20 protein-coding genes are annotated in these 21,726 nt (G+C 72.1%); 6 read left to right on the top strand and 14 right to left on the bottom strand.

The window, feature by feature from the left end:
- Window positions 1-82 precede the first annotated feature (82 nt).
- Window positions 83-1,435 carry a class II 3-deoxy-7-phosphoheptulonate synthase gene (locus ACZ7L0_RS09360; RefSeq protein WP_471241825.1) on the bottom strand — a complete coding sequence of 451 codons (1,353 nt, stop codon included), beginning with the start codon at window positions 1,433-1,435 and terminating at the stop codon, window positions 83-85.
- Window positions 1,436-1,540: 105 nt separating this feature from the next.
- Here ACZ7L0_RS09360 and ACZ7L0_RS09355 point away from each other — a divergent pair, with 105 nt between their 5' ends.
- Both ACZ7L0_RS09355 and ACZ7L0_RS09350 read left to right on the top strand, forming a co-directional pair.
- Window positions 1,541-1,597: a trp operon leader peptide gene (locus ACZ7L0_RS09355; RefSeq protein WP_101392327.1), complete on the top strand. Its 57-nt coding sequence runs from the start codon at window positions 1,541-1,543 to the stop codon at window positions 1,595-1,597.
- Between the two features lie 126 nt (window positions 1,598-1,723).
- Window positions 1,724-3,628: an anthranilate synthase family protein gene (locus ACZ7L0_RS09350; RefSeq protein WP_471241824.1), complete on the top strand. Its 1,905-nt coding sequence runs from the start codon at window positions 1,724-1,726 to the stop codon at window positions 3,626-3,628.
- Window positions 3,629-3,657: 29 nt separating this feature from the next.
- Here ACZ7L0_RS09350 and ACZ7L0_RS09345 read toward each other — a convergent pair whose 3' ends face one another.
- The 4 genes from ACZ7L0_RS09345 to ACZ7L0_RS09330 form a co-directional block, all read right to left on the bottom strand.
- Window positions 3,658-4,686 carry a 6-phosphofructokinase gene (locus ACZ7L0_RS09345; RefSeq protein WP_471241823.1) on the bottom strand — a complete coding sequence of 343 codons (1,029 nt, stop codon included), beginning with the start codon at window positions 4,684-4,686 and terminating at the stop codon, window positions 3,658-3,660.
- Between the two features lie 110 nt (window positions 4,687-4,796).
- Complete coding sequence (locus ACZ7L0_RS09340) at window positions 4,797-5,474, bottom strand: response regulator (protein WP_471241822.1); 678 nt, start codon at window positions 5,472-5,474, stop codon at window positions 4,797-4,799.
- A complete protein-coding gene (gene macS, locus ACZ7L0_RS09335; RefSeq protein ID WP_471241821.1) occupies window positions 5,471-6,694 on the bottom strand; it encodes a MacS family sensor histidine kinase in 1,224 nt (407 codons plus the stop codon). Before macS ends, ACZ7L0_RS09340 begins: the two co-directional genes overlap by 4 nt.
- 34 nt (window positions 6,695-6,728) lie before the next feature.
- Window positions 6,729-7,463 (bottom strand): lysophospholipid acyltransferase family protein, encoded by a 735-nt coding sequence (locus tag ACZ7L0_RS09330; protein WP_471241820.1) that lies wholly within the window; start codon window positions 7,461-7,463, stop codon window positions 6,729-6,731.
- A 149-nt stretch (window positions 7,464-7,612) separates the two neighbouring features.
- Between ACZ7L0_RS09330 and ACZ7L0_RS09325 the strand changes: the two genes are divergently transcribed.
- Both ACZ7L0_RS09325 and ACZ7L0_RS09320 read left to right on the top strand, forming a co-directional pair.
- Window positions 7,613-8,392, top strand: a complete 780-nt coding sequence (locus tag ACZ7L0_RS09325) for an alpha/beta hydrolase (RefSeq protein WP_471241819.1) — start codon at window positions 7,613-7,615, stop codon at window positions 8,390-8,392.
- Complete coding sequence (locus ACZ7L0_RS09320; RefSeq protein ID WP_471241818.1) at window positions 8,385-8,960, top strand: hypothetical protein; 576 nt, start codon at window positions 8,385-8,387, stop codon at window positions 8,958-8,960. The genes ACZ7L0_RS09325 and ACZ7L0_RS09320 overlap by 8 nt, the downstream gene beginning before the upstream one ends.
- A gap of 9 nt (window positions 8,961-8,969) precedes the next feature.
- On the opposite strand, the gene ACZ7L0_RS09315 is transcribed toward ACZ7L0_RS09320, so the two are convergent.
- The 6 genes from ACZ7L0_RS09315 to ACZ7L0_RS09290 all read right to left on the bottom strand — a co-directional run bounded on the left by ACZ7L0_RS09315 (window position 8,970) and on the right by ACZ7L0_RS09290 (window position 14,077).
- Window positions 8,970-9,728 (bottom strand): endonuclease/exonuclease/phosphatase family protein, encoded by a 759-nt coding sequence (locus ACZ7L0_RS09315; RefSeq protein ID WP_471241817.1) that lies wholly within the window; start codon window positions 9,726-9,728, stop codon window positions 8,970-8,972.
- A gap of 90 nt (window positions 9,729-9,818) precedes the next feature.
- Window positions 9,819-10,772, bottom strand: coding sequence for an ROK family glucokinase (locus tag ACZ7L0_RS09310; protein WP_471241816.1), 954 nt, complete (start codon window positions 10,770-10,772; stop codon window positions 9,819-9,821).
- 67 nt (window positions 10,773-10,839) lie between these two features.
- Entirely contained in the window at window positions 10,840-11,358 is a 519-nt protein-coding gene (locus ACZ7L0_RS09305; RefSeq protein WP_471241815.1) for a DUF5304 domain-containing protein, read from the bottom strand.
- A gap of 122 nt (window positions 11,359-11,480) precedes the next feature.
- Window positions 11,481-12,650, bottom strand: a complete 1,170-nt coding sequence (locus tag ACZ7L0_RS09300) for an ArsA family ATPase (RefSeq protein ID WP_471241814.1) — start codon at window positions 12,648-12,650, stop codon at window positions 11,481-11,483.
- 75 nt (window positions 12,651-12,725) lie between these two features.
- Window positions 12,726-13,178: an SRPBCC family protein gene (locus ACZ7L0_RS09295; protein ID WP_471241813.1), complete on the bottom strand. Its 453-nt coding sequence runs from the start codon at window positions 13,176-13,178 to the stop codon at window positions 12,726-12,728.
- A gap of 143 nt (window positions 13,179-13,321) precedes the next feature.
- Window positions 13,322-14,077, bottom strand: a complete 756-nt coding sequence (locus ACZ7L0_RS09290) for a metallophosphoesterase family protein (protein WP_471242200.1) — start codon at window positions 14,075-14,077, stop codon at window positions 13,322-13,324.
- Between the two features lie 339 nt (window positions 14,078-14,416).
- Here ACZ7L0_RS09290 and ACZ7L0_RS09285 point away from each other — a divergent pair, with 339 nt between their 5' ends.
- A complete protein-coding gene (locus ACZ7L0_RS09285; protein ID WP_471241812.1) occupies window positions 14,417-16,213 on the top strand; it encodes an AMP-dependent synthetase/ligase in 1,797 nt (598 codons plus the stop codon).
- Window positions 16,214-16,247: 34 nt separating this feature from the next.
- Here the strand turns inward: ACZ7L0_RS09285 and ACZ7L0_RS09280 are convergent, their stop codons facing one another.
- Both ACZ7L0_RS09280 and ACZ7L0_RS09275 read right to left on the bottom strand, forming a co-directional pair.
- Window positions 16,248-17,870 carry a GMC oxidoreductase gene (locus ACZ7L0_RS09280; RefSeq protein WP_471242199.1) on the bottom strand — a complete coding sequence of 541 codons (1,623 nt, stop codon included), beginning with the start codon at window positions 17,868-17,870 and terminating at the stop codon, window positions 16,248-16,250.
- A gap of 59 nt (window positions 17,871-17,929) precedes the next feature.
- Window positions 17,930-19,072, bottom strand: coding sequence for a glycosyltransferase family 4 protein (locus tag ACZ7L0_RS09275; protein ID WP_471241811.1), 1,143 nt, complete (start codon window positions 19,070-19,072; stop codon window positions 17,930-17,932).
- A gap of 118 nt (window positions 19,073-19,190) precedes the next feature.
- Between ACZ7L0_RS09275 and ACZ7L0_RS09270 the strand changes: the two genes are divergently transcribed.
- The gene (locus ACZ7L0_RS09270) at window positions 19,191-20,426 is read left to right on the top strand and encodes a glycosyltransferase 87 family protein (protein WP_471241810.1); all 1,236 of its coding nucleotides are present in this window, start codon (window positions 19,191-19,193) and stop codon (window positions 20,424-20,426) included.
- Here ACZ7L0_RS09270 and ACZ7L0_RS09265 read toward each other — a convergent pair.
- The gene (locus tag ACZ7L0_RS09265; RefSeq protein ID WP_471241809.1) at window positions 20,356-21,720 is read right to left on the bottom strand and encodes an MATE family efflux transporter; all 1,365 of its coding nucleotides are present in this window, start codon (window positions 21,718-21,720) and stop codon (window positions 20,356-20,358) included. The two genes, ACZ7L0_RS09270 and ACZ7L0_RS09265, sit on opposite strands and share 71 nt — an antisense overlap.
- Window positions 21,721-21,726: the final 6 nt, after the last annotated feature.

The following is a 21,726-nucleotide window of genomic DNA, read 5'->3' as shown; positions in this document are numbered from 1 at the left end:
CTAACCTTACCCATGGCTCGCCACCCGCAAAAGTGGAAGGGGCGCGGATCGTATGTGATCCGCGCCCCATCACGTCACGGCGTCACTGGTCGCGGTACATCTCCGCGACGAGGAACGCCAGGTCCAGCGACTGGCTGCGGTTCAGCCGGGGGTCGCAGGCCGTCTCGTAGCGCTGGTGCAGGTCGTCGACGAAGATCTCGTCGCCGCCGCCCACGCACTCGGTGACGTCGTCACCGGTGAGCTCGACATGGATACCGCCCGGGTGGGTGCCCAGCTCCTTGTGCACCTCGAAGAAGCCCTTGACCTCGTCGAGCACGTCGTCGAAGCGGCGGGTCTTGTGCCCGGAGGCCGCCTCGAAGGTGTTGCCGTGCATCGGGTCGGTCACCCAGGCCACCGTGGCGCCGGACGCCGTGACCTTCTCCACGAGCTGCGGAAGCCGGTCGCGGATCTTGTCGGCGCCCATGCGGACGATGAAGGTGAGACGGCCCGGCTCCCGGTCGGGGTCGAGGCGCTCGATGTACTGCAGCGCCTCCTCCGCCGACGTGGTCGGGCCGAGCTTGATGCCGATCGGGTTGCGGATCTTCGAGGCGAACTCGATGTGCGCGTGGTCCAGCTGCCGGGTGCGCTCGCCGATCCACACCATGTGCGCGGAGACGTCGTACAGCTGCCCCGTGCGCGAGTCGACCCGGGTGAGCGCCGACTCGTAGTCGAGCAGCAGCGCCTCGTGCGAGGCGTAGAACTCGACGGTCTTGAACTCCTCCGGGTCGGCCCCGCAGGCGTGCATGAAGTGCAGCGCGTTGTCGATCTCGCGGGCGAGCTGCTCGTAGCGCTGGCCGGACGGGGAGGACCGCACGAAGTCCTGGTTCCAGGCGTGCACCTGGCGCAGGTCGGCGTAGCCGCCGGTGGTGAAGGCGCGCACCAGGTTCAGCGTCGAGGCGGACGCCTGGTACATCCGCTTCAGCCGCTCCGGGTCCGGGATCCGGGCCTCTTCGGTGAAGTCGAAGCCGTTGACGGAGTCGCCCCGGTAGGTCGGCAGCGTCACCCCGTCGCGGGTCTCGGTCGGCTTGGAGCGCGGCTTGGAGTACTGGCCGGCGATCCGGCCCACCTTCACCACGGGCACGGACGCGGCGTACGTCAGCACGGCGCCCATCTGGAGCAGGGTCTTGAGCTTGTTGCGGATGTGGTCGGCGGACACCGCGTCGAAGGCCTCGGCGCAGTCGCCGCCCTGGAGGAGGAACGCCTCTCCCTTGGCGACGGCCGCCATCCGGGCGCGCAGCTGGTCGCACTCGCCCGCGAAGACGAGCGGCGGATACGACTCGAGGTCCGCGATCACTGCGCGCAGAGCCTCGGCGTCGGGGTACTCGGGCTGCTGCGCCGCGGGCAGGTTTCGCCAGGTGTTGCCAGCGCTCGCGCTGGTCTTAGCGTTCACGGTCACCCCGTAAACACTACGGGGTCGTGTCGGGGGATTTTCCCCCGGTTCGACAGGTGAGACGGGGCGATCACCGTACGGACGGGCGCGTGGTGCGGTAGGGTCCCTGGCATGTTCGCGCACTCGAACCAGAACTGGTGGTGGACCGCTCATCCGGCGGCCCACTGACTGCGCGTACGCAAGACTTCGCGAAGGCCGCCCGAGGGGCGGCCTTCGGTGTTTCCCGGGGTCGTTCCTCAACCGGCATCGACGTGACTCGACGCACGTCGACGGAAAACGACGGAAGAGGACCCCATGGACCTGGCACGGCTCCTAGCCGACCCCCGCCCCTTCGCCCTGCTGCGCCGGCGCACGCCCGGCCGCGACGAGAACACGGTGGAAGTCCTCGTCGGCCAGGTCATCACCTGCGACCGCCTGGCCGACCTGCCCGACGAGGGCCTCGCGCTCGTCCCCTTCCGCCAGATCCGCGAGCGCGGCTTCGACGTCCGCGACGACGGCACACCGCTGGCGGTGCTGACGCCGGAGGAGTCGTACGAGATCCCGCTCGCCGAAGCGCTGGCGGCGCTGCCCTCCCATCGTGTGCGGGTGGAGGGCGGCGGCTTCGACGTCGACGACCAGGAGTACGGCGAGATCGTCGGGCGGGTGCTGCGCGAGGAGATCGGGCGCGGCGAGGGCGCCAACTTCGTGATCCGGCGGACGTACGAGGGGCGGATCCCGGGGTTCTCCAGAGGTGACGCCCTCGCGCTCTTCCGGCGCCTGCTGGAGGGTGAGCGGGGCGCGTACTGGACCTTCGTGGTGCACACCGGCGACCGCACGCTGGTCGGCGCCAGCCCCGAGGTGCATGTCCGGATGTCCGGTGGAACGGTCGTGATGAACCCGATCAGCGGGACGTACCGCTACCCGGACGGCGGCCCGACCCCCGAACACCTGCTCGACTTCCTCGCCGACGGCAAGGAGATCGAGGAGCTGTCGATGGTAGTCGACGAGGAGCTCAAGATGATGTGCACCGTCGGCGACATGGGCGGGGTGGTGGTCGGCCCCCGGCTGAAGGAGATGGCGCACCTCGCGCACACGGAGTACGAGCTGCGCGGCCGGTCGTCGCTGGACGTGCGGGAGGTCCTGCGGGAGACCATGTTCGCCGCCACTGTCACCGGCTCCCCCGTGCAGAACGCCTGCCGGGTCATCGAGCGGCACGAGGTCGGCGGGCGCGGCTACTACGCGGGCGCGCTGGCACTGCTGGGCCGGCACGCGGGTGGCGGGCGGGAAGGAGCCGGGGCCCAGACCCTCGACTCCCCCATCCTCATCCGGACCGCCGACATCGACGCGGCCGGGAGGCTGCGGGTGCCGGTCGGCGCCACGCTGGTGCGCGGATCGGACCCGGCGGGAGAGGTCGCCGAGACGCACGCGAAGGCGGCGGGCGTGCTGGCGGCCCTGGGCGTACGTCCCTCCCGGCCCCGGCAGGAGCACGCCCGCCCCCGTCTCGCCGACGATCCCCGGGTGCGGGCCGCGCTCGACGGGCGCCGGGCCGCGCTGGCCCCCTTCTGGCTGCGGATGCGGGAGCGGTCCGAGGAGCTCACCGGGCACGCCCTGGTGGTCGACGGGGAGGACACCTTCACGGCGATGCTGGCGCACGTGCTGCGGTCGTCCGGCCTGGCGGTGTCCGTCCGGCGCTACGACGAGCCGGGGCTGCGGGCGGCGGTGCTCGCGCACGAGGGGCCGGTCGTGCTCGGCCCCGGGCCCGGCGACCCCTCCGACCTGGACGACCCCAAGATGCGGTTCCTGCGCGAGCTGACCGCCGAGGTGATCCGGGACCACCGGCACGGCGTCCTCGGGGTCTGCCTCGGGCACGAGCTGATCGCCGCCGAGCTGGGGCTGAAGATCGTGCGGAAGGAGGTGCCGTACCAGGGGGCGCAGACCGCGGTCGACCTGTTCGGGCGGAGCGAGACCGTCGGCTTCTACAACAGCTTCGTGGCCCGCTGCGACGACGACGGGGCGCGGGAGCTGACCGCGCACGGGATCGAGGTGAGCCGGGCCGGGAACGGGGAGGTGCACGCGCTGCGCGGGCCGGGGCTCGCGGGGGTCCAGTTCCACCCGGAGTCGGTCCTGACGCTGAACGGCGACGCGATCGTGCGGGAGCTGGTGGGCCGTCTGCGGGACACGAGCGTCCCCTCCGGTACGCGAACGACGCCGCCGCGGTAGCCGCGGCGGCGTCGGGAGGCCGTACGGATTCAGCCGAAGAAGACCCCGACCTCCGTGTAGAGCTCGGGGTCCACCGTCTTCAGCTTCGCCGTCGCCTCGGAGATCGGGACCCGGACGATGTCGGTGCCGCGCAGGGCGACCATCTTGCCGAAGTCGCCCTCCCGGACGCAGTCGATGGCGTGCAGACCGAAGCGGGTGGCGAGCCAGCGGTCGAAGGCGCTGGGGGTGCCGCCGCGCTGGATGTGCCCCAGCACGGTGGTGCGGGCCTCCTTGCCGGTGCGCTTCTCGATCTCCTTGGCCAGCCACTCGCCGACGCCGGACAGGCGGACGTGGCCGAAGGAGTCGAGCGACCCGTCCTTGAGCACCATCTCGCCGTCCTTCGGCATGGCACCCTCGGCGACCACGACGATCGGCGCGTACGAGGCCTTGAAGCGGGAGGTGATCCAGGCGCACACCTGGTCGAGGTCGAAGCGCTGCTCGGGGATGAGGATGACGTTGGCGCCGCCCGCGAGCCCGGAGTGGAGGGCGATCCAGCCGGCGTGACGGCCCATCACCTCGCAGACCAGGACCCGCATATGGGACTCGGCGGTGGTGTGCAGCCGGTCGATGGCCTCGGTGGCGATGCCGACCGCGGTGTCGAAGCCGAAGGTGTAGTCGGTGGCGGAGAGGTCGTTGTCGATGGTCTTCGGCACTCCCACGCACGGCACGCCGTACTCGTCGGACAGTCGTGCGGCGACGCCCAGGGTGTCCTCGCCGCCGATCGCGATCAGCGCGTCGACCTCCTGCTTGGCGAGGTTGTCCTTGATCCGGCGGACGCCGTCCTCCTGCTTGAGGGGGTTGGTCCGCGAGGAGCCGAGGATCGTGCCGCCGCGGGGCAGGATGCCGCGCACCGCGGGGATGTCGAGGCGCAGTGTGTCGCCTTCTAGAGGTCCCCGCCAGCCGTCCCGGAAGCCGACGAAGTCGTAGCCGTACTCCTGCACGCCCTTGCGCACGACGCCCCGGATGACGGCGTTGAGCCCGGGGCAGTCGCCGCCTCCGGTCAGTACTCCGACCCGCATGGAAATGTCCCTTCGCAGCGGTTGCCTGACGGAGAGTCACGGTAGTGGTGATTCACGTCACACAGGGAGAGGCGGGAAGGGCAATTCCGGTGAACTGTCGGGAGTTCGCTTTACTCGTCGTCAAGTCCGCGTTCTATGGCGTAGCGCACCAGCTCGACGCGGTTGTGCAACTGGAGCTTGCCGAGGGTGTTCTGGACGTGGTTCTGCACCGTGCGGTGGGAGATGACCAGGCGTTCGGCGATCTGCTTGTAGCTCAGGCCCTTGGCGACCAGCCGCAGCACCTCGGTCTCCCGCTCGGTGAGCCGGGGCGCGTTCGGCTCGTCGGTGTCCGGGGCGGGCGCGGGTTCCGAGGCGAGCCGGCGGTACTCGCCGAGGACCAGACCGGCGAGGCCGGGCGTGAACACCGGGTCGCCGACCGCCGTCCTGCGCACCGCGTCCACCAGTTCCTCCGTGGACGCCGACTTCAGCAGATAGCCGGTCGCGCCGGACTTCACGGCCTCCAGGACATCGGCGTGCTCGCCGCTCGCCGACAGCACCAGCACGCGCAGCGCCGGGTTGGCGGCCACCAGTTCCTTGCAGACCTGGACGCCCGGCTTGGCGGGCAGGTTGAGGTCCAGGACGAGGACGTCGGGCGCGGCGGCCTTCGCGCGGCGCACCGCCTGCTCGCCGTCCCCGGCGGTGGCGACCACCTCGAAGCCGGACTCGCCCAGGTCCCGGGCGACCGCGTCGCGCCACATCGGGTGGTCGTCGACCACCATGACCTTGATCGGGTCCCGCCGCTCCGTCATCGCTTCTCCGCCTTCCCCCGGGAGACCCTCGGGTCCTTCGGTACCTTCAGTTCGACTTCCGTGCCCTGGCCCGGGGTCGAGATCAGCTCGGCGCTGCCGCCCAGGTCGCGCAGCCGCCCGCGGATGGACAGGGCCACCCCGAGCCGCCCCTCGCCCTCGGCCTGGGCGAGCCGCCCCCGCGGGATGCCGGGCCCGTCGTCCCGTACGGTCACGACGACCTCGTCCGGCTCGTCCTCGACCAGGATCCAGGCCCGGGCGCCCTCGCCCGCGTGCCGTCGGACATTGTCCAGGGCCGCGCCGACGGCCGCCGCCAGCTCCCGCGCCGCACCCGGCGGCAGGGGCACCGGGGCGCCGGGTTCGGCGAGGCTGACCCGGGCTCCGGCGAACGGGGTGAGCAGCGAGCGCAGATCGACCGGACCGGTGTCGTCCGGTTCCTCCACCGCCCGTACGACCGCGCCCTCGGCCGGGTCCTCCGAGGCCCGCGGGACGGGCACCAGGCCGCCGGAGACCAGCGTGCGCAGCGCCACCTCCTGCTCCCCCGCCATCCGGCCGAGCTCGGCCGCCTCGCCGCCGATCACCGCGCCGCGCCGCTGCACCATGGCCAGCACCTGCAGCACGCTGTCGTGGATGTCCCGGGCGAGCCGCTCCCGCTCCCGGGTGGCGGCCTCGATCTCCAGGGCGCGGGCGAGGGTGCGCTCGGAGGCGCGGGCGACCTCGACCACATAGCCGATGGCGATGGCGGCGACCCAGACGAGGATCACGTTGTGCACGGTGTCCCGGGCCGGACGGCCGCGCTCCGCCAGGTTGGCGACCGCGACCAGCGTGGAGGCCAGGGCCGCCCAGCGCCAGCCGCCCTTGATGGCGAAGGCCAGCACCGATCCGGCGGTCCATATCGACGGCAGCGTCGGCCCGCCCTCGGCGATCCGCTGGTGGGCGTCGGCGAGCGGGGTGAGGAGGATGCCGGTGAGCGCGATCGTCAGGTCGGCGGCGAGGAAGCGCTTGGTACAGCTCGCCGCGTTCGCCACCCGGGGCAGGGTGGCGAGGGTCCAGACGACCAGGACGCCGTAGTAGGCGATCGCGACCCAGGGACGGACGAACTCGTCGTACGCGGTGGCGCACAGGCCGATGGCGTACAGCATCGTCAGCACGCGGTAGCCGGTGAGCGCACGCCACAGCGGCAGCTCGACCGACATCCGCATGACCCGCTCGCGCTTGGCCATGTCCCCCTCGCCCCCGACTCCCCCGACTCCCCGTTTAGGACTCGGCCTTCTTCTTCTCGGCCTTCCCGGCCTCCTTGGACGCCTTCGCCGCCTCCGCGATCCGGCGCTTGGCCGCGGTGGCGTAGATGTCGACGTACTCCTGGCCGGAGAGCTTCATGATCTCGTACATGACCTCGTCGGTCACCGCGCGCAGCACGAAGCGGTCGTGCTCCATGCCGTGGTAGCGGCTGAAGTCCAGGGGCTTGCCGATGCGGATGCCGGGCCGCATCAGCTTCGGGACGACCTTCCCGGGCGGCTGGATCTTCTCGGTGTCGATCATCGCGACGGGGATGACCGGCGCGCCGGTGGCGAGGGCCACGCGGGCCAGGCCGCCGGGCTTGCCCCGGTACAGGCGGCCGTCGGGCGAGCGGGTGCCCTCGGGGTAGATGCCGAACAGCTCACCGCGCTCCAGCACCTCGATGCCGCTCTTGATCGCCGCCTCGCCCGCGCCCCGGGCGCCGGAGCGGTCCACCGGGAGCTGGCCGACGCCCTTGAAGAAGGCCGCGGTGAGCCGCCCCTTCACTCCGGGCGTGGTGAAGTACTCGGCCTTCGCGATGAAGGTGACCTTGCGGTCGAGGACCGCGGGCAGGAAGAACGAGTCCGAGAACGACAGGTGGTTGCTCGCCAGAATGGCGGCACCCTCGGCCGGGACGTTCTCCAGGCCTTCCACCCAGGGCCTGAAGGCGACCTTCAGCGGTCCCCCGATGGCGACCTTCATCGTGCCGTACAACAACCGAGTGCCTCCTGTTTCCGTCGATCAGACCATAACCCGCTCCGCCGTCAAAGGCGCCGACGGCCCTGGTCGGTGTCAGTGCGGTCGCGTACGGTGAAGCAGCACCTGGAGTCGTTTCGCGCCCCTCTCATGAACAGGAGACCGACGTGCCGGTTCTCCCCGGAGCCGAGCCCTACCGCCACGAGGGAGGTCAGACGGGTGTCCTCCTCTGTCACGGGTTCACCGGCTCGCCCCAGTCGCTGCGTCCCTGGGCGGAGCACCACGCCGCCCACGGTCTGACCGTGTCGCTGCCGCTGCTGCCCGGGCACGGCACGAGCTGGGAGGACATGCAGGTCACCGGCTGGCAGGACTGGTACGCGGAGGTGGACCGCGAGCTGCGCCTGCTGCGCGAGCGCTGTGCGCGGGTGTTCGTGGCGGGGCTGTCGATGGGCGGGGCGCTGGCGCTGCGGCTGGCCGCGAAGCACGGGGACGCCCTGCGGGGCGTCGTGGTCGTCAACCCGGCGAACAAGGTGCACGGTCTGTCCGCGTACGCCCTTCCGGTGGCCCGGCACCTGGTCCGTACGACGAAGGGCATCGCCAGCGACATCGCCAAGGAGGGCGCGGCGGAGCTGGGTTACGACCGGGTGCCGCTGCACGCGGCCCATTCCCTGCGGGTCTTCTTCCGGACGCTGGACGGCGAGCTGCCTCAGGTCACCCAGCCGCTGCTGGTTCTGCGCAGCGCGCGCGACCATGTGGTGCCGGCGGCCGATTCGGCCCGGGTGCTGAGCCGGGTGTCGTCGACGGACGTAACGGAGGTCGTGCTGGAACAGAGTTACCACGTGGCGACGTTGGACCACGATGCGGACCGGATCTTCGAGGAGAGCCTCGCCTTCATCGGCCGGCTCGCACCCAGTGTCGGCAAGGAAGGGACGGCCGCAGTTGGCTGAGCACGACTCCGACCGCGAGGACCGCGAGCCGGACGAGAAGGGCGTGCCCTTCGACGAGGAGGCCGCCTGGGCGGCGATCGTCGCCGGATACGGCGAGGAGCCGCCGGACCCGCCGGGCACCAAGCCGTTCAAGCCGGTCGAGGACCTCGCCCTGCTGGAAACGGAACCGAACGACGACGACCGCGGGCAGCAACAGCAACAACAACAGCAGCCGCCGCCCGCCCGGCCGCTGGGCAGCTCCGTCGCCTTCGCGCCCGGTGTCGGGCCGCGCGACTACAGCGCGCCCGAGGCGTCCGAGGAGGACTTCGACGAGGACGACGAGGGCCACTTCGTGCCGCCCGAGCCGCCCCCGCTGCCCGCCGCCGACACGACCGCCAGGTTCGCCTGGCTGGGCGTGATCGGCGGCCCGATCCTGCTCGTGCTCGCCGTGCTGTTCGGCTGGGAGATGACCTGGTGGCTGGCGACCGCCGGCATCGGCGGCTTCCTGGGCGGTTTCACCGCGCTGGTGGTGCGGATGCGGACGGACGAGGAGGGGGACGACGACCCGGGGCGGGGTGCCGTCGTCTGAGCGACGCGTTCACGGTGCCGGGATTCTGAGGGCGGCCAGGACCGGAAGGTGGTCCGTGGCCGCCCTCAGATCTGTCTCGGTGACTCCGGGGTGGTCCAGGGGCACCCCGCAGCCCAGGACCCGGACACCCTTGGTGGCGAAGATCGCGTCGATGCGCCGGTGGGGGTGGTCGCGCGTCCAGGTGTGCTCGCCGCCCCAGGGCGCGGTGTCCCGGCAGTCCTGGAGGGCGTCGGCGAGCCGCCGGAAGGTGGGGCCGTCGGGGCGCTCGTTGAGGTCGCCGCCCGCGACCGCGTGGTCCACGCCCATTGCGGCGAGCCGGTCGAGGAGCATGCCGCCCTGCTCGTACCGCTCGTCCTTCTGCAGGCTGAGGTGACAGCTCAGGACGCCTAGGCGGGCGCCGCCGAACCGTACGACGGCGGTGGCGAAGCCGCGCCGGTGCAGTCCGGGGGTGAGCGGGAGCAGGACGTCCTCGGTGTGCTCGACGGTGGCCCGGAGCGTGCACAGGATCGCCGGGCCCGCGGCCGTCGCGCCCCCGGAGAGGATCACCTGCCCGGAGGCCGCCGCGAGGCGGTCCAGCTTCTTGCGCCAGCGGAAGAAGCGGGGGGCTTCCTGGACCAGGACCAGGTCGGGGGCGCAGGCGGTGATCACCCGGGCGAGGGCGTCGGTGTCGTCGCGCATCGAGCGGATGTTGTAGCTCAGGACCCGGATGACGGCGGAACCGTCGGGCTCGGTGCGGGAGTTGGGAAGCGGCGGGGGCGGGGTCGGCATGGGCCTCAAGATAACGCCGGGGGGACCCGCGAGCACGGCGACGCCCGCCGTCCCCGGGGGGAGCGGCGGGCGCGTCGTGCACGGGGCTCGTCACATGATCGGGTCGGGCTCCCGGGCCAGGTCGGCCGCGCCGACGAGGCCCGCCTTGTTGCCGAGCTGTGCGGCGATCACGTCGGCGACCGGGCGCCAGTTGCCGCCGACCAGCCACCGCTTGTAGGACTTGCGGATGGGGTCGAGCACCAGTTCGCCCTCGTCGGAGAGGCCGCCGCCGACGATGAACGCGGAGGGGTCGAAGAGGGAGGCCAGGTCGGCGAGACCGGCGCCGGCCCAGCGGGCCAGCTCGCGGTAGGAGTCGACGGCGACCGGGTCGCCCTGGCGGGCGGCCATGGAGATGTGCTTGCCCTCGATGCCGTCGGGGGTGCCGTCACCGAGGCCGAGCAGGATCTCGGCGTTCTCGGGGGTGGCGTTGGCGCGCTGCTTGGCGTATCTGACCAGGGCGCGGCCTGAGGCGTACTGCTCCCAGCAGCCCTGCGAGCCGCAGCCGCACAGCAGGCCGTCCGGGACCATCCGGATGTGGCCGAACTCGGCGGCCACACCGAAGTGGCCGCGGCGCAGCTTGTTGCCGATGATGATGCCGCCGCCGAGGCCGGTGCCGAGCGTGATGCAGATGACGTTGCGGTGGCCCTTGCCGGCGCCGAACTTGTACTCGCCCCACGCGGCGGCGTTGGCGTCGTTCTCGACGACGACCGGGAGGCCCACGCGAGCCTCGACCTTTTCCTTCAGCGGTTCCTGGCGCCAGTCGATGTTGGGCGCGAAGTAGACCGTGGAGCGCTGCCGGTTGACGTAACCGGCCGCACCGATGCCCACGCCGACGATCTCGTGCCCGGCGCGGGCGCCCTCCACCGCGGAGGCGATGGCGTCCACGATGCCCTCGGGCGTACCCGGGGTCGGCACCTTGAAGGTCGAGAGGATGTTGCCTTCCTCATCGACCACGCCGGCCGCGATCTTCGTGCCGCCGATGTCGACGCCGATGGTGAGTCCCATGAATCCCTCAGTTCCGGTCGAGCCCCGCTACCGCCAACCGTACCCGAGGGGGTTCTCACGGGGGCTCTCAGTCCAAGTCGATGCGTTGCCCGGGGCCGGTTCCCTCGCCCCGGTCGTCCCGGTCGTTCCAGTCGGTGCCCGGGGTGTCCTTCGGACCGTCCGGGCGGGACGTCCAGCGGTGTTCCTGGGCCTGGACGGCCGAGCGGTAGGCGGCCAGCAGTTCGCCGCCGGCCGCGGCGAGGTGGTCGAAGACGTCGGGGTTGCGTTCTATGACCGGTTCGACGGCCGCCTTGGCCTGCTGCACGACCTGCCGGACCACCTGCTGGGCGGCGGGTCCGGCGACCGCGCCGAGCAGCGGGGATCCGGTGCCGGACAGCTTGTCGATCTTGTCGGCGACGGCGTCGACCAGCTTGCGCAGTTCCTCGGCGGCGGAGCCCGGCGGCGGGCCGTGTTCGGCGCGGCGGCGGGCCTTCTCCGCCGCGAGGTCCTCGGCACAGGCCGTGGACCAGGCGTCGGCGTCGGTCGCCCGTGCCTGATCGAACGCCTCAGGTTCGGGGGCGTCGGGCGTGGGGCGCTCTTCGCTCATGGCGGGCTCCTGACTACGGTTCGCCCTTACGACGTTACCCGAACGGGCGTGCCCGTTTCACCGCCCCGGGGACCGGCCGGGGCGGTGACTCGTCCACCGCTCCGGCGCGGGGCGAGCGGGAGTCACCGCCCGCTCGGCCACAGGTCCGGATCCGGGGCGAAGCGGATGCGCAGCTCGCCCTCGCGCAGGGCGGCGCCCGCGACGGTGCAGCGGCGCAGGGCGGACGGGAGCGGAACGATCCGGCGGAACGGGCCGACCGTGATCACGAGTTCGTCGCCGCGCCGGACGAGGTCGAGTTCGTCCCGTATCGCGTCGGGCAGCGGGATGTGCCAGACGAGCACGCCGTCCGCGGCGATCCGGTCGGTGACGGGCCACTCGACCGGGGCGGGCGCCGGGTTGACGCCGGGCACGCCGAGCGCCGCGAGGTCGTCCCCGCCGTGCGGGTCGCGGCCGAGGTGGGGCACCGCGTGGACGTCGTAGGAGGCGCGCCACTCGGCCAGGGCCTTGCCCTGCTGGGCGGCCAGTCCGGCGAGCCACGGGTCGTGCGCGGTCTCCGGCAGGACGCGGTTGGCGATCAGGGCCTCGGTGCGCAGGCCGCGCAGGGCGAGGCCGAGGCGGGCGGTGCGTACGGCGTCGGCGGCGGCCGGTCCGGGCTCGGCGACCAGGTGTACGGCGGTGTGGCGGTCGGCGACCACGGCTTCCACCGCCGCGAGTTCGAGGTCCCAGCGGGCGGCCGTCTCGTACAGCCACTCGGCGGGCATGGGGACCCCGGCGAGCCGGCCGAGGACCGGGCGCAGGGCGCGGGCCGCCTGGCGTTCGGGCGGCAGGAGGCGGCGCAGGTAGCGGCGCAGTTCCTCCGGCAGGGAGAGGAGGGCGAGGGCCTGGGGGGCGGGCGGGAGGTCGACGACGAGGAGTCGGTACCGCTCGGAGAGGGCGGCGTCCCGCAGGGCGCGCAGGAAGGACAGCTCCTCGGCGCCGGGCAGCGGGGTGACCTCCTCGGCGTCGAGGCGGGCGGCGCCGAGCAGGTCGAGGACGTTCGCCGCGCGGCCCTGGAAGGCGGTGAGGTCGTCCCGGAAACGCTCGGTGGCGTCCGGACGCCAGGCGGTGAGGCGGGGGGCGACCTCGACCGGGACCGGTCCCGTCGCCGTGCCCAGGGCCGCGCCGAGGGTGTCCGTGCGGTCGGCGCTCAGCACGAGGGTGTCGACGCCGTCGCCCGCCGCCCGCAGCGCGGTGGCCGCGGCGACGGTGGTACGGCCGCAGCCGCCGGGGCCCGTGATCAGGATGGTGCGCATAAAGGTGCACGCTACCGGTGCCGGGCCTGCGGCTCGGCCGTGCTCAGGGCGTGCGGCGCCGTCGGGGCCCCGTTCTCAATCGCCGGACGGGCTGTCCTGCTCGACCCGCTTCTTCAGGCCCGCCAGCGCCCGGTCGATGATGACCTTCTCCGCCTTGCGCTTGATCATGCCGAGCATGGGGATCTTGACGTCGACCGTCAGCAGGTAGGTGACCTCGGTGGTGCCGGCGGCCGTGGGCTTGAGGATGTACGAGCCGTCGAGGGAGCGGAGCATCTGGGACTTCACCAGGGTCCAGGAGACCTCGTTCTCGCCGGTCCAGGTGTAGGCGAGGGTCTGGTCGTCCTTGATGGCGCCCGCGTCCATGACGAGACGCACCTGCTCGGCGCGGCCCTGGGCGTCGGTCTCCAGGACCTCCGCCTCCTTCACCTCGCCGGTCCAGTCCGGGTAGCGGGCGAAGTCGGAGATCACCCCCATGACGTCGGCCGGTGCCGCCTCGATCGTGATGCTCGAGCTGGTGTGTTCCGCCATCGCCGTGGCTCCTCCAGATGCGGGCCGGTAGTCGGGTGATCGTCGTGCGCGGACGTCGTACGTGCCTCGTCGTGCGCACGGGTGTGCAGCGGAAGGCTACCGCGCCCGCCACCAGCCGACTTCACCCCGTACCCCCCGGCCCCTCACCATTCCAGCGCCCACGGCTTGCCGGTCCCGGCGAAGTGCCCGACGTTCACGCACTCGGTCGCCCCGATCCGCATCCGCCGGGCCAGCGGCTGGTGGACGTGGCCGAAGAGCGCATAGCGCGGTCTGGTGCGGCGGATCGCGTCCAGCAGGGCACGGCTGCCCCGTTCGAAGCGGCGCGCGACCGTGTCGTACACCAGCTCCGGCACCTCGGGCGGGATGTGTGTGCACAGCACGTCGACCTCGCCGACCGCCTCGATCTTCGCCGCGTATTCCTCGTCGCTGATCTCGTACGGCGTCCGCATCGCGGTGCGCAGCCCGCCGCCGACGAAGCCGAAGACCCGGCCGCCGATCTCCACGCGCTCGCCGTCCAGCACCGTCGTGCCCGGCCCGGCGTACTCCGGCCACAATGTCGGCATGTCGACGTTTCCGTATGTGGCGTACGTCGGGGTCGGGAACGCGGCGAACATCTCGGCGTACTGCCTGCGTACCGCCTTCTCGATGGCGGCGGCCCGGTCGGCGCCGATGCCCGCCCACAGCCGGGCCCCGAACTCCCGCGCCTCCTCGAAGCGGCGGGCGGTACGCAGTTCGACGATGCGGTCGGCGTTCTCCTTGCCGAAGAGGTCGGGGAAGATCCCGCGCGAGTGGTCGGCGTAGTCGAGGAAGAGCACCAGGTCACCCAGACAGATCAGCGCGTCGGCGCCCTCCCCGGCTCTTGCCAGGTCGCGGGCGTTGCCGTGCACGTCGCTGACCACGTGCACGCGGGTCCTCTTGTCGTCGGCCGGTGTGGGTGCCATGGCGATCAAGGGTAGGCGGCGCGGTGCAGTTGTGAACAGTGGCGACCGGGCTTGCGGTTACTGGCTAGTCAGTTAGGGCGTGGACTACTCTGCGCCATGGAATATCAAGCCGTGTGACGCAGCGAACATCTCGTCGGGCCCCCCTGTCGAAGAAGCCATACCGGCGGGTAACGTCCGGGCAGTCCAGTCGTGCTCTGGATTTCAACATCTGAATTCCCGAGTACTTCCCCGAGCCTTGGACCACACCGTCGCATCACACAACGTCGTGGCGCCGGCGCCCTATGAGGAGCAGCAGTCTTGCGCGAGTTCAGCCTTCCGGCTTTGTACGAGGTCCCTGCGGACGGAAATCTGACCGACATCGTCCGCAGAAACGCCGCGCAGCATCCCGACGTCGCCGTCATCGCCCGCAAGGTGGGCGGCGTGTGGCAGGACGTGACGGCCACGGCGTTCCTGGCCGAGGTACGGGCCGCCGCCAAGGGCCTGATCGCCTCCGGCGTCCAGCCGGGTGACCGGGTGGGCCTGATGTCCCGTACCCGGTACGAGTGGACGCTGCTCGACTTCGCCATCTGGAGCGCGGGCGCGATCACGGTGCCGGTGTACGAGACCAGCTCGGCGGAGCAGGTGCAGTGGATCCTCGCCGACTCGGGCGCCACCGCCTGCGTCGTGGAGCTGGCGGGCCACGCCGCCGCCGTGGAGTCGGTGCGCGAGACGCTGCCCGCGCTCAAGCACGTCTGGCAGATCGACGCCGGAGGCGTGGAGGAGCTGGGCCGGCTGGGGCAGGACGTCACCGACGCCACGGTCGAGGAGCGCAGCTCGCTGGCGAAGGCCGACGACGCCGCGACCATCGTCTACACCTCGGGTACCACGGGCCGGCCCAAGGGCTGTGTCCTCACCCACCGCAGCTTCTTCGCGGAGTGCGGGAACGTGGTGGAGCGGCTGCGCCCGCTGTTCCGCACCGGCGAGTGTTCCGTCCTGCTGTTCCTGCCGCTCGCACATGTCTTCGGGCGCCTGGTGCAGATCGCCCCGATGATGGCGCCGATCAAGCTGGGCAACGTCCCGGACATCAAGAACCTCACCGACGAGCTGGCCGCGTTCCGACCGACGCTGATCCTCGGCGTACCGCGGGTGTTCGAGAAGGTCTACAACACCGCGCGGGCCAAGGCGCAGGCGGACGGCAAGGGCGCGATCTTCGACAAGGCGGCCGACACGGCGATCGCGTACAGCAAGGCGCTGGACACGCCGTCGGGCCCGTCCATGGGCCTGAAGATCAAGCACAAGGTCTTCGACAAGCTGGTCTACAGCAAGCTGCGCGCGGTGCTCGGCGGGCGCGGCGAGTACGCCATCTCCGGCGGCGCCCCGCTGGGCGAGCGGCTGGGCCACTTCTTCCGGGGCATCGGCTTCACGGTGCTGGAGGGCTACGGTCTGACCGAGTCCTGCGCGGCCACCGCCTTCAACCCCTGGGACCGGCAGAAGATCGGCACGGTCGGCCAGCCGCTGCCGGGCTCGGTGGTCCGCATCGCCGACGACGGCGAGGTGCTGCTGCACGGCGAGCACCTGTTCAAGGGCTACTGGAACAACGAGGGCGCGACCGCCGAGGCGCTGGCGGACGGCTGGTTCCACACCGGTGACATCGGCACCCTCGACGAGGACGGCTACCTCAAGATCACCGGCCGTAAGAAGGAGATCATCGTCACCGCGGGCGGCAAGAACGTCGCCCCTGCGGTGATAGAGGACCGCATCCGGGCGCACGCGCTGGTCGCGGAGTGCATGGTGGTGGGCGACGGGCGGCCGTTCGTGGGCGCGCTGGTCACCATCGACGAGGAGTTCCTGGGCCGTTGGTGCGCCGAGCACGGCAAGCCGGCGGGTTCCACCGCGGCGTCGCTCTGCGAGGACCCGGATCTGCTCGCGGCGATCCAGGCGGCGGTCGACGACGGCAACGCCGCGGTGTCGAAGGCGGAATCGGTGCGGAAGTTCCGCATTCTGCCCTCCCAGTTCACGGAGGAGTCGGGCCACCTGACGCCGTCCCTGAAGCTGAAGCGGGGCGTGGTGGCGAAGGACTACACGGCCGAGATCGAGGCGATCTACGCGAAGTAGTCACCTCCGGCGCCAGGTCGGACACGCCTAAGGCTCATGGCGCGGTGTCCTCGGCGAGGACCCGCGCCATCGTGCGTTCGGCGAGGGCGGTGATCGTCACGAACGGGTTGACGCCGATCGAGCCGGGGACGAGCGAGCCGTCGGTGACGTACAGCCTCGGATATCCCTTCACCCGCCCGTAGTTGTCGGTCGCCTTGCCCAGCACGCAGCCGCCCAGGGGGTGGTAGGTGAAGTCGTCGGCGAAGACCTTGCTGCCGGAGCCGAACAGGTCGTACCGGTAGATGGTGGCGTTGGCCGAGTTGATCCGGTCGAACAGCTTCTTGGCCATGGCGACCGAGACGGCGCTCTGGGCCGCCGTCCAGCCGAGTTTCACCGACCCCGACGAGGCGTCGTAGGTGAACCTGGCCCGCTGCGGGTTCTTGGTGATCGCGAGGTACAGGCTGATCCAGTGCTCGAAGCCCATCGGCAGCGGGGCGATCTCGGCGAAGACCGGGTTGTCGGCGTTGGCCCAGTCGTCGATGCCCAGCACCGGCATGGTGGCCTGGTCGGCGCCGACCGTGTCCCACATGTGGTTGGCGCGGCCGAGCATGGTGTTGCCGTTGGTTCCCCAGCCGGCGCCGACGTTCGCGTCGAGGTCGGGCAGGGTGCCGGTGTCCCGGGCGCGGACGAGGAGTTCGGTGGTGCCGAGGCTGCCGCCGCCGAGGAAGAGGTACGTGCAGCCGTACTGCTTGCTCTCCACCACCTTGCCGGTGTTGTCGATCCGGTCGGCGGTCAGGACGTAACTCCCGTCGCCCGCCCGGCTGACGGACGTCACCTTCTCCAGCGTGTGGATGGTGACGTTGCCGGTGCCGAGCGCGGCGGCCAGGTAGGTCTTGTCCAGGCTGCGCTTGCCCTGGTTGTTGCCGTAGATGACCTCCCCGGCGAGCGCGGACTTCGTGGCGGTGCCGGCCGCCTCGCGCTGCATGTAGCCGAAGTCGTAGACGTTCGGTACGAAGGTGGTCTTCAGGCCGGTGTTGGCGGCGGCCTTGCGGGAGGTGCGGGCGAACCGGTACCACTGCGTCGCCTCGAACCAGGCGGGGTCGACGCTGTTGACGCCGAGCATGGCGCGGGCGCGCGGGAAGTAGGTGCCGTACATCTCGCTCGCGTCCACGGTCGGGAACTGCTCGGCGAAGTACGACTGGAGCGGGGTGACCGCCATCCCGCCGTTGACCAGCGAGCCGCCGCCGACGCCCCGGCCGACGAAGACCGACATGGCGTCGTAGTGCACGCGGTCGAGCACTCCCGGGTAGGGGCTGATGTCCTTGTTGACCAGGTCCAGCCACAGGAAGGTGGCCAGCGGCGCCTCGGTGCGGGTGCGGAACCACATGGACCGCTGGTCCGGGGCGCTGGTGGAGCAGAACACCTTGCCGTCGGAGCCGGCGGTGTTCCACAGCCGGCCCATCTCCAGGACGACGGTACGGATGCCGGCCTGGCCGAGGCGGAGGGCGGCGACCGCGCCGCCGTAGCCGGAGCCGATCACGATGGCGGGGGCGGACTCGACCGCGGCGGGCTCGGCCGCGCGGGCCGACTGAAGGCCGACACGGGTGAAGCCGAGGGTGGCCGCCGTCTGCAGGGCGGCCATACCAAGTATGTGACGTCTCGTCAGCTGATGCTGCATCAGTTTGGCTGTCATGCGCGCAGCATCGGCGGATTATGTCCCTCCGCCTAGGGCTTTTGTCAGAGCAGCGTTTTCAGCTTCTCCGCCAGGAGGTCCCAGCGCCACTTCTCCTCCACCCACTGCCGCCCCCGCTCCCCCATCCGGCGGCGCAGTTCGGGGTCGCCGAGGAGGGCGGTGATCCGCTCGGCGGCCTCGGCCGGGGAAGCGCCCCGGACGACCCAGCCGGTCTCCCCGTCGAGGACCGCGTCGGGCGCGCCGCCGGAGTCGCCGGCGACCACGGGCAGGCCGGTGGCGGAGGCCTCCAGGTAGACGATGCCGAGTCCCTCGACGTCCAGGCCGCCCCGCCTGGTCCGGCACGGCATGGCGAAGACGTCCCCGGCGCCGTAGTGCGCGGGCAGCTCCGACCAGGGCACGGCGCCGGTGAAGCGCACGGAGTCCGCGACGCCGGTCTCGTGGGCGAGACGGCGCAGGTCCTTCTCGTAGGGGCCGCCACCGACGATCAGCAGCACCGCGTCCGGCTCGGCCGCAAGGATCCGGGGCATGGCCCGGATCAGCGTGTCCTGACCCTTGCGCGGCACCAGCCGGGAGACGCACACCACCACCGGCCGCTCGCTCAGCCCGAGCCGCGCCCGCACCTCCGCTCCGCCCGACTCGGGATGGAAGGTCTTCTCGTCCACCCCGGGCGGCAGCTGCACCATGCGCCCGGCCGCCTCGGGGGTGAGCGCGGTGGCGATCCGCGAGCGCGTGTACTCGCCGAGGTAGGTGATCGTGTCCGTCGACTCCCCGATCCGGCGCAGCAGCTGCCGCGCGGCGGGCAGCTGTGCCCAGCCGGCCTCGTGCCCGTGGGTGGTGGCCACGATCCGCCGGGCGCCCGCCTTCCTGAGGGCCGGCGCCATCAGCCCGAGCGGCGCCGCCGCCCCGAACCACACCGAGGCGCACCCGTGTTCCCTGAGCAGCCCGACCGCCCGCCGGGTGGCCTGCGGGGTCGGCAGCAGCATGGTCGTACGGTCGCGTACGACGGTGAAGGGCTGCTCGGCGTCGAAGGCGTCCGTGGCCCGGGCGCCCTCCCGGCTCCGCTTCCAGGTGGAGGCGTAGACGACCAGCCGGTCCGGGTCGAGGCGCAGTGCCATGTTGTGCAGGAACGCCTGGATGCCGCCCGGCCGGGGCGGGAAGTCGTTGGTGACGATCAGGGTCTTGTGCATCGCCGCCGACCCTACCGAATGGGCCGCTGAGCGCCTGGGGGCGGCCGAGTCTGTGGCACGCTCACAGGCGGGCAGGCCATCATGTTCCCTCATGCAAAATCGAACGGCAGGGGATCGCGTGGAGACCAAGGGCGTCAGGTGGTCCCTGGCATGGCCGCTCGCGGCCTGGGCCGCGACCCGGCTGCTGGTGCTGCTCTTCGTCCTGCGGGTGCTGGCCTTCCCGGGCGTCGACGTCACCAGCGACGTGTCCGTGATCTACCGGGGCTGGTACGAGGTGCTGCGCACCGGCACCTTCCCGCTGGACGACGTGACCTGGCAGTACCCGCCCGCCGCCGCGCTGGCGATCCTCTCCCCCGCCGCCCTGCCCTTCCTCGGCTACACCCACGCATTCTTCGTCCTGGCCTTCCTCGCCGACCTGGCCGTGCTGGCCCTGCTGCTGTACACCGGCCGGCGCCCCGGCAGGTCGCCGCGCGGCACCTGGGTGTGGGTGGCGGGCGTTCCACTGCTCGGCCCGACGGCGTACGCCCGCTACGACGTGATGGTGACCGCCGTCGCGGTGGCCGCGCTCCTCGCGGGCTCCCGGCACCCCCGGGTGATGGGGGCGCTGGCCGGTTTCGGGGCGATGCTCAAGGTGTGGCCGGCGCTGCTGCTGGTGGGGGCCGTGCGGCGGCGGGCGTGGAGAGCGGCGGCGGTGACCGCGGCCGGGCTGGCCATGCTGTTCTCGGTCGCCATGCCCGGCGCCTTCGCCTTCCTCACCTTCCAGCGCGACCGGGGCACCGAGGTCGAGTCGCTGGGCGCCCTGGTCTTCCAGGTGGCGCGGCACTACGGCTGGCACGGCGAGGTGCTGCTGAACTACGGCTCGGTGGAGTTCCTCGGCCCGTACGTCGGCACCGTGAGCACCGCCGCCCTGACACTCACCGGCGTCTGCTTCGGCTGGCTGCTGCTGTGGCGGCTGACCGCGACGCGCTTCAGGCCCCACACACTCGCGGACGCCGCCTTCACGGCGGTGCTGATGTTCACGGTGACGAGCCGGGTGATCAGCCCGCAGTACCTGGTGTGGCTGATCGGTCTGGCCGCCGTCTGCCTGTGCTTCCGGGCCGGCCGGATGGGGGTGCCCGCCCTGCTGGTGCTGGCGGCGTCCTTCGTCACGGTCCTGGAGTTCCCGATCGGCTTCCAGCACGTCGTCGCCGGGGACTGGTACGGCACCGGCCTGCTGTTCCTGCGCAACGGCCTGCTGGTCGCCGCCTCGATCAGCGCGGCCCGCCGGCTGTGGCGCTCCACGGTCATCCCGGCCCCGCTGCCCGCGCTCCCGAGCCAGAGCGCCCCCTCGACCCAGACCCCGGTGTCCTCCTGATCCCGGCCCGCGCGAACAGCGCCGCGACGACCGCGCACTGCACCGCCATCGCGAGCGCCAGCGCCAGGCACACCCCGGGCAGGCCGAGCCCCGACAGGCCGAGCGCGAGCGGCAGTTGGACGGCCGTGCCCAGCAGGGTCACCCGCAGCAGGGCCGGGGCCTGCCCGCTCCCCTCGAAGACCCCGCCGAGCGCGATGAAGCCGGACATCAGCAGCAGGTAGGGCCCGACGCAGCGCAGGAAGAGCACGCCCTCGTGGGCGACGCCGGGTCCGGCGCCGAACGCGGCCATGATCCAGGGCGCGGCGGCGCCCAGCAGCACGGCCGCCGCGAGCCCCAGCGCCCCGGACACCAGCACGGCCTGCCGCCCGATGTCCCGCCGTGCGTCCGTACCGGCGCCCCGGGTGTGCGCGGTGTGGATGGAGGCGGCCTGGCGCACGGCGTAGAAGGCCATGGTGGCCACGTACATCACCTTGTAGGCGATCGAGTAGGCGGCCACGGCGGTCACCCCGAGCCGGGCCACGATCGCCACCAGCACCAGCGCGCCGCCCTGCCGCACGGTGAAGTCGGCGGACATCGGCAGCCCGGTGGCCAGCGTCCGCCGCAGGGCGGCGGGCACTCCCCCACGCCCGGCGGGGCGCACCCGCGCCGCCGTCCGCAGCAGCGCGTTCCGGCGCAGGGCGCCGAGGCCCACCGCGAGGGCCGCGCACCGGCACAGCACGGTGGAGGCGGCGGCGCCCCGGACGCCGTACAGATGGATCAGGACGGGGTCGCACACCAGGATCAACCCGTTGGCCAGCAGGGCGAGCCGCATCGGGGTCCTGGTGTCGCCGGCGCCCTTGAGGATGCCGTCGACGAGCTGCTGGGCGAAGAAGACGGCCATGCCCGGCAGCGAGATCGCGAAGTAGGCGGTGGCGAGGTGCTCGGCGGTGCCCCCGTCGCCGCCGAGCACCAGCCGGGCCAGCGGCTCGCGCAGCAGGAACCCGCCGCCGACGACCAGCGGGGTCACCAGCGCCCACAGCGCCCCGCCGCCGCGCACCGCGGCCCGTACGGCGGCCGGGTCGCGGGCCCCCCGGGCGTGCGCCACCAGCACGGTCGTGCCGGAGGCGAAGACCAGGGCGACGCCGAGCAGCACGTTCTCGGTGTTGGTCGCCACGGCGACGGCGGCCACGGCGGCGCCGCCGAGCCTGGAGACCCAGACGGTGTTGATGATCCCGGCGGCGACGGAGGCGAGGAGCGAGAGGTAGACGGGGTGGGCGAGTGAGATCAGCTGCCTGCGATGAGCGTGTGCGTCCATGCGGTC

It is taken from the genome of Streptomyces sp. NPDC039424, assembly GCF_055639495.1.
The sequence above is the reverse complement of the archived record's forward strand: the minus strand, read 5'-3'. Positions and strand labels throughout refer to the sequence as shown.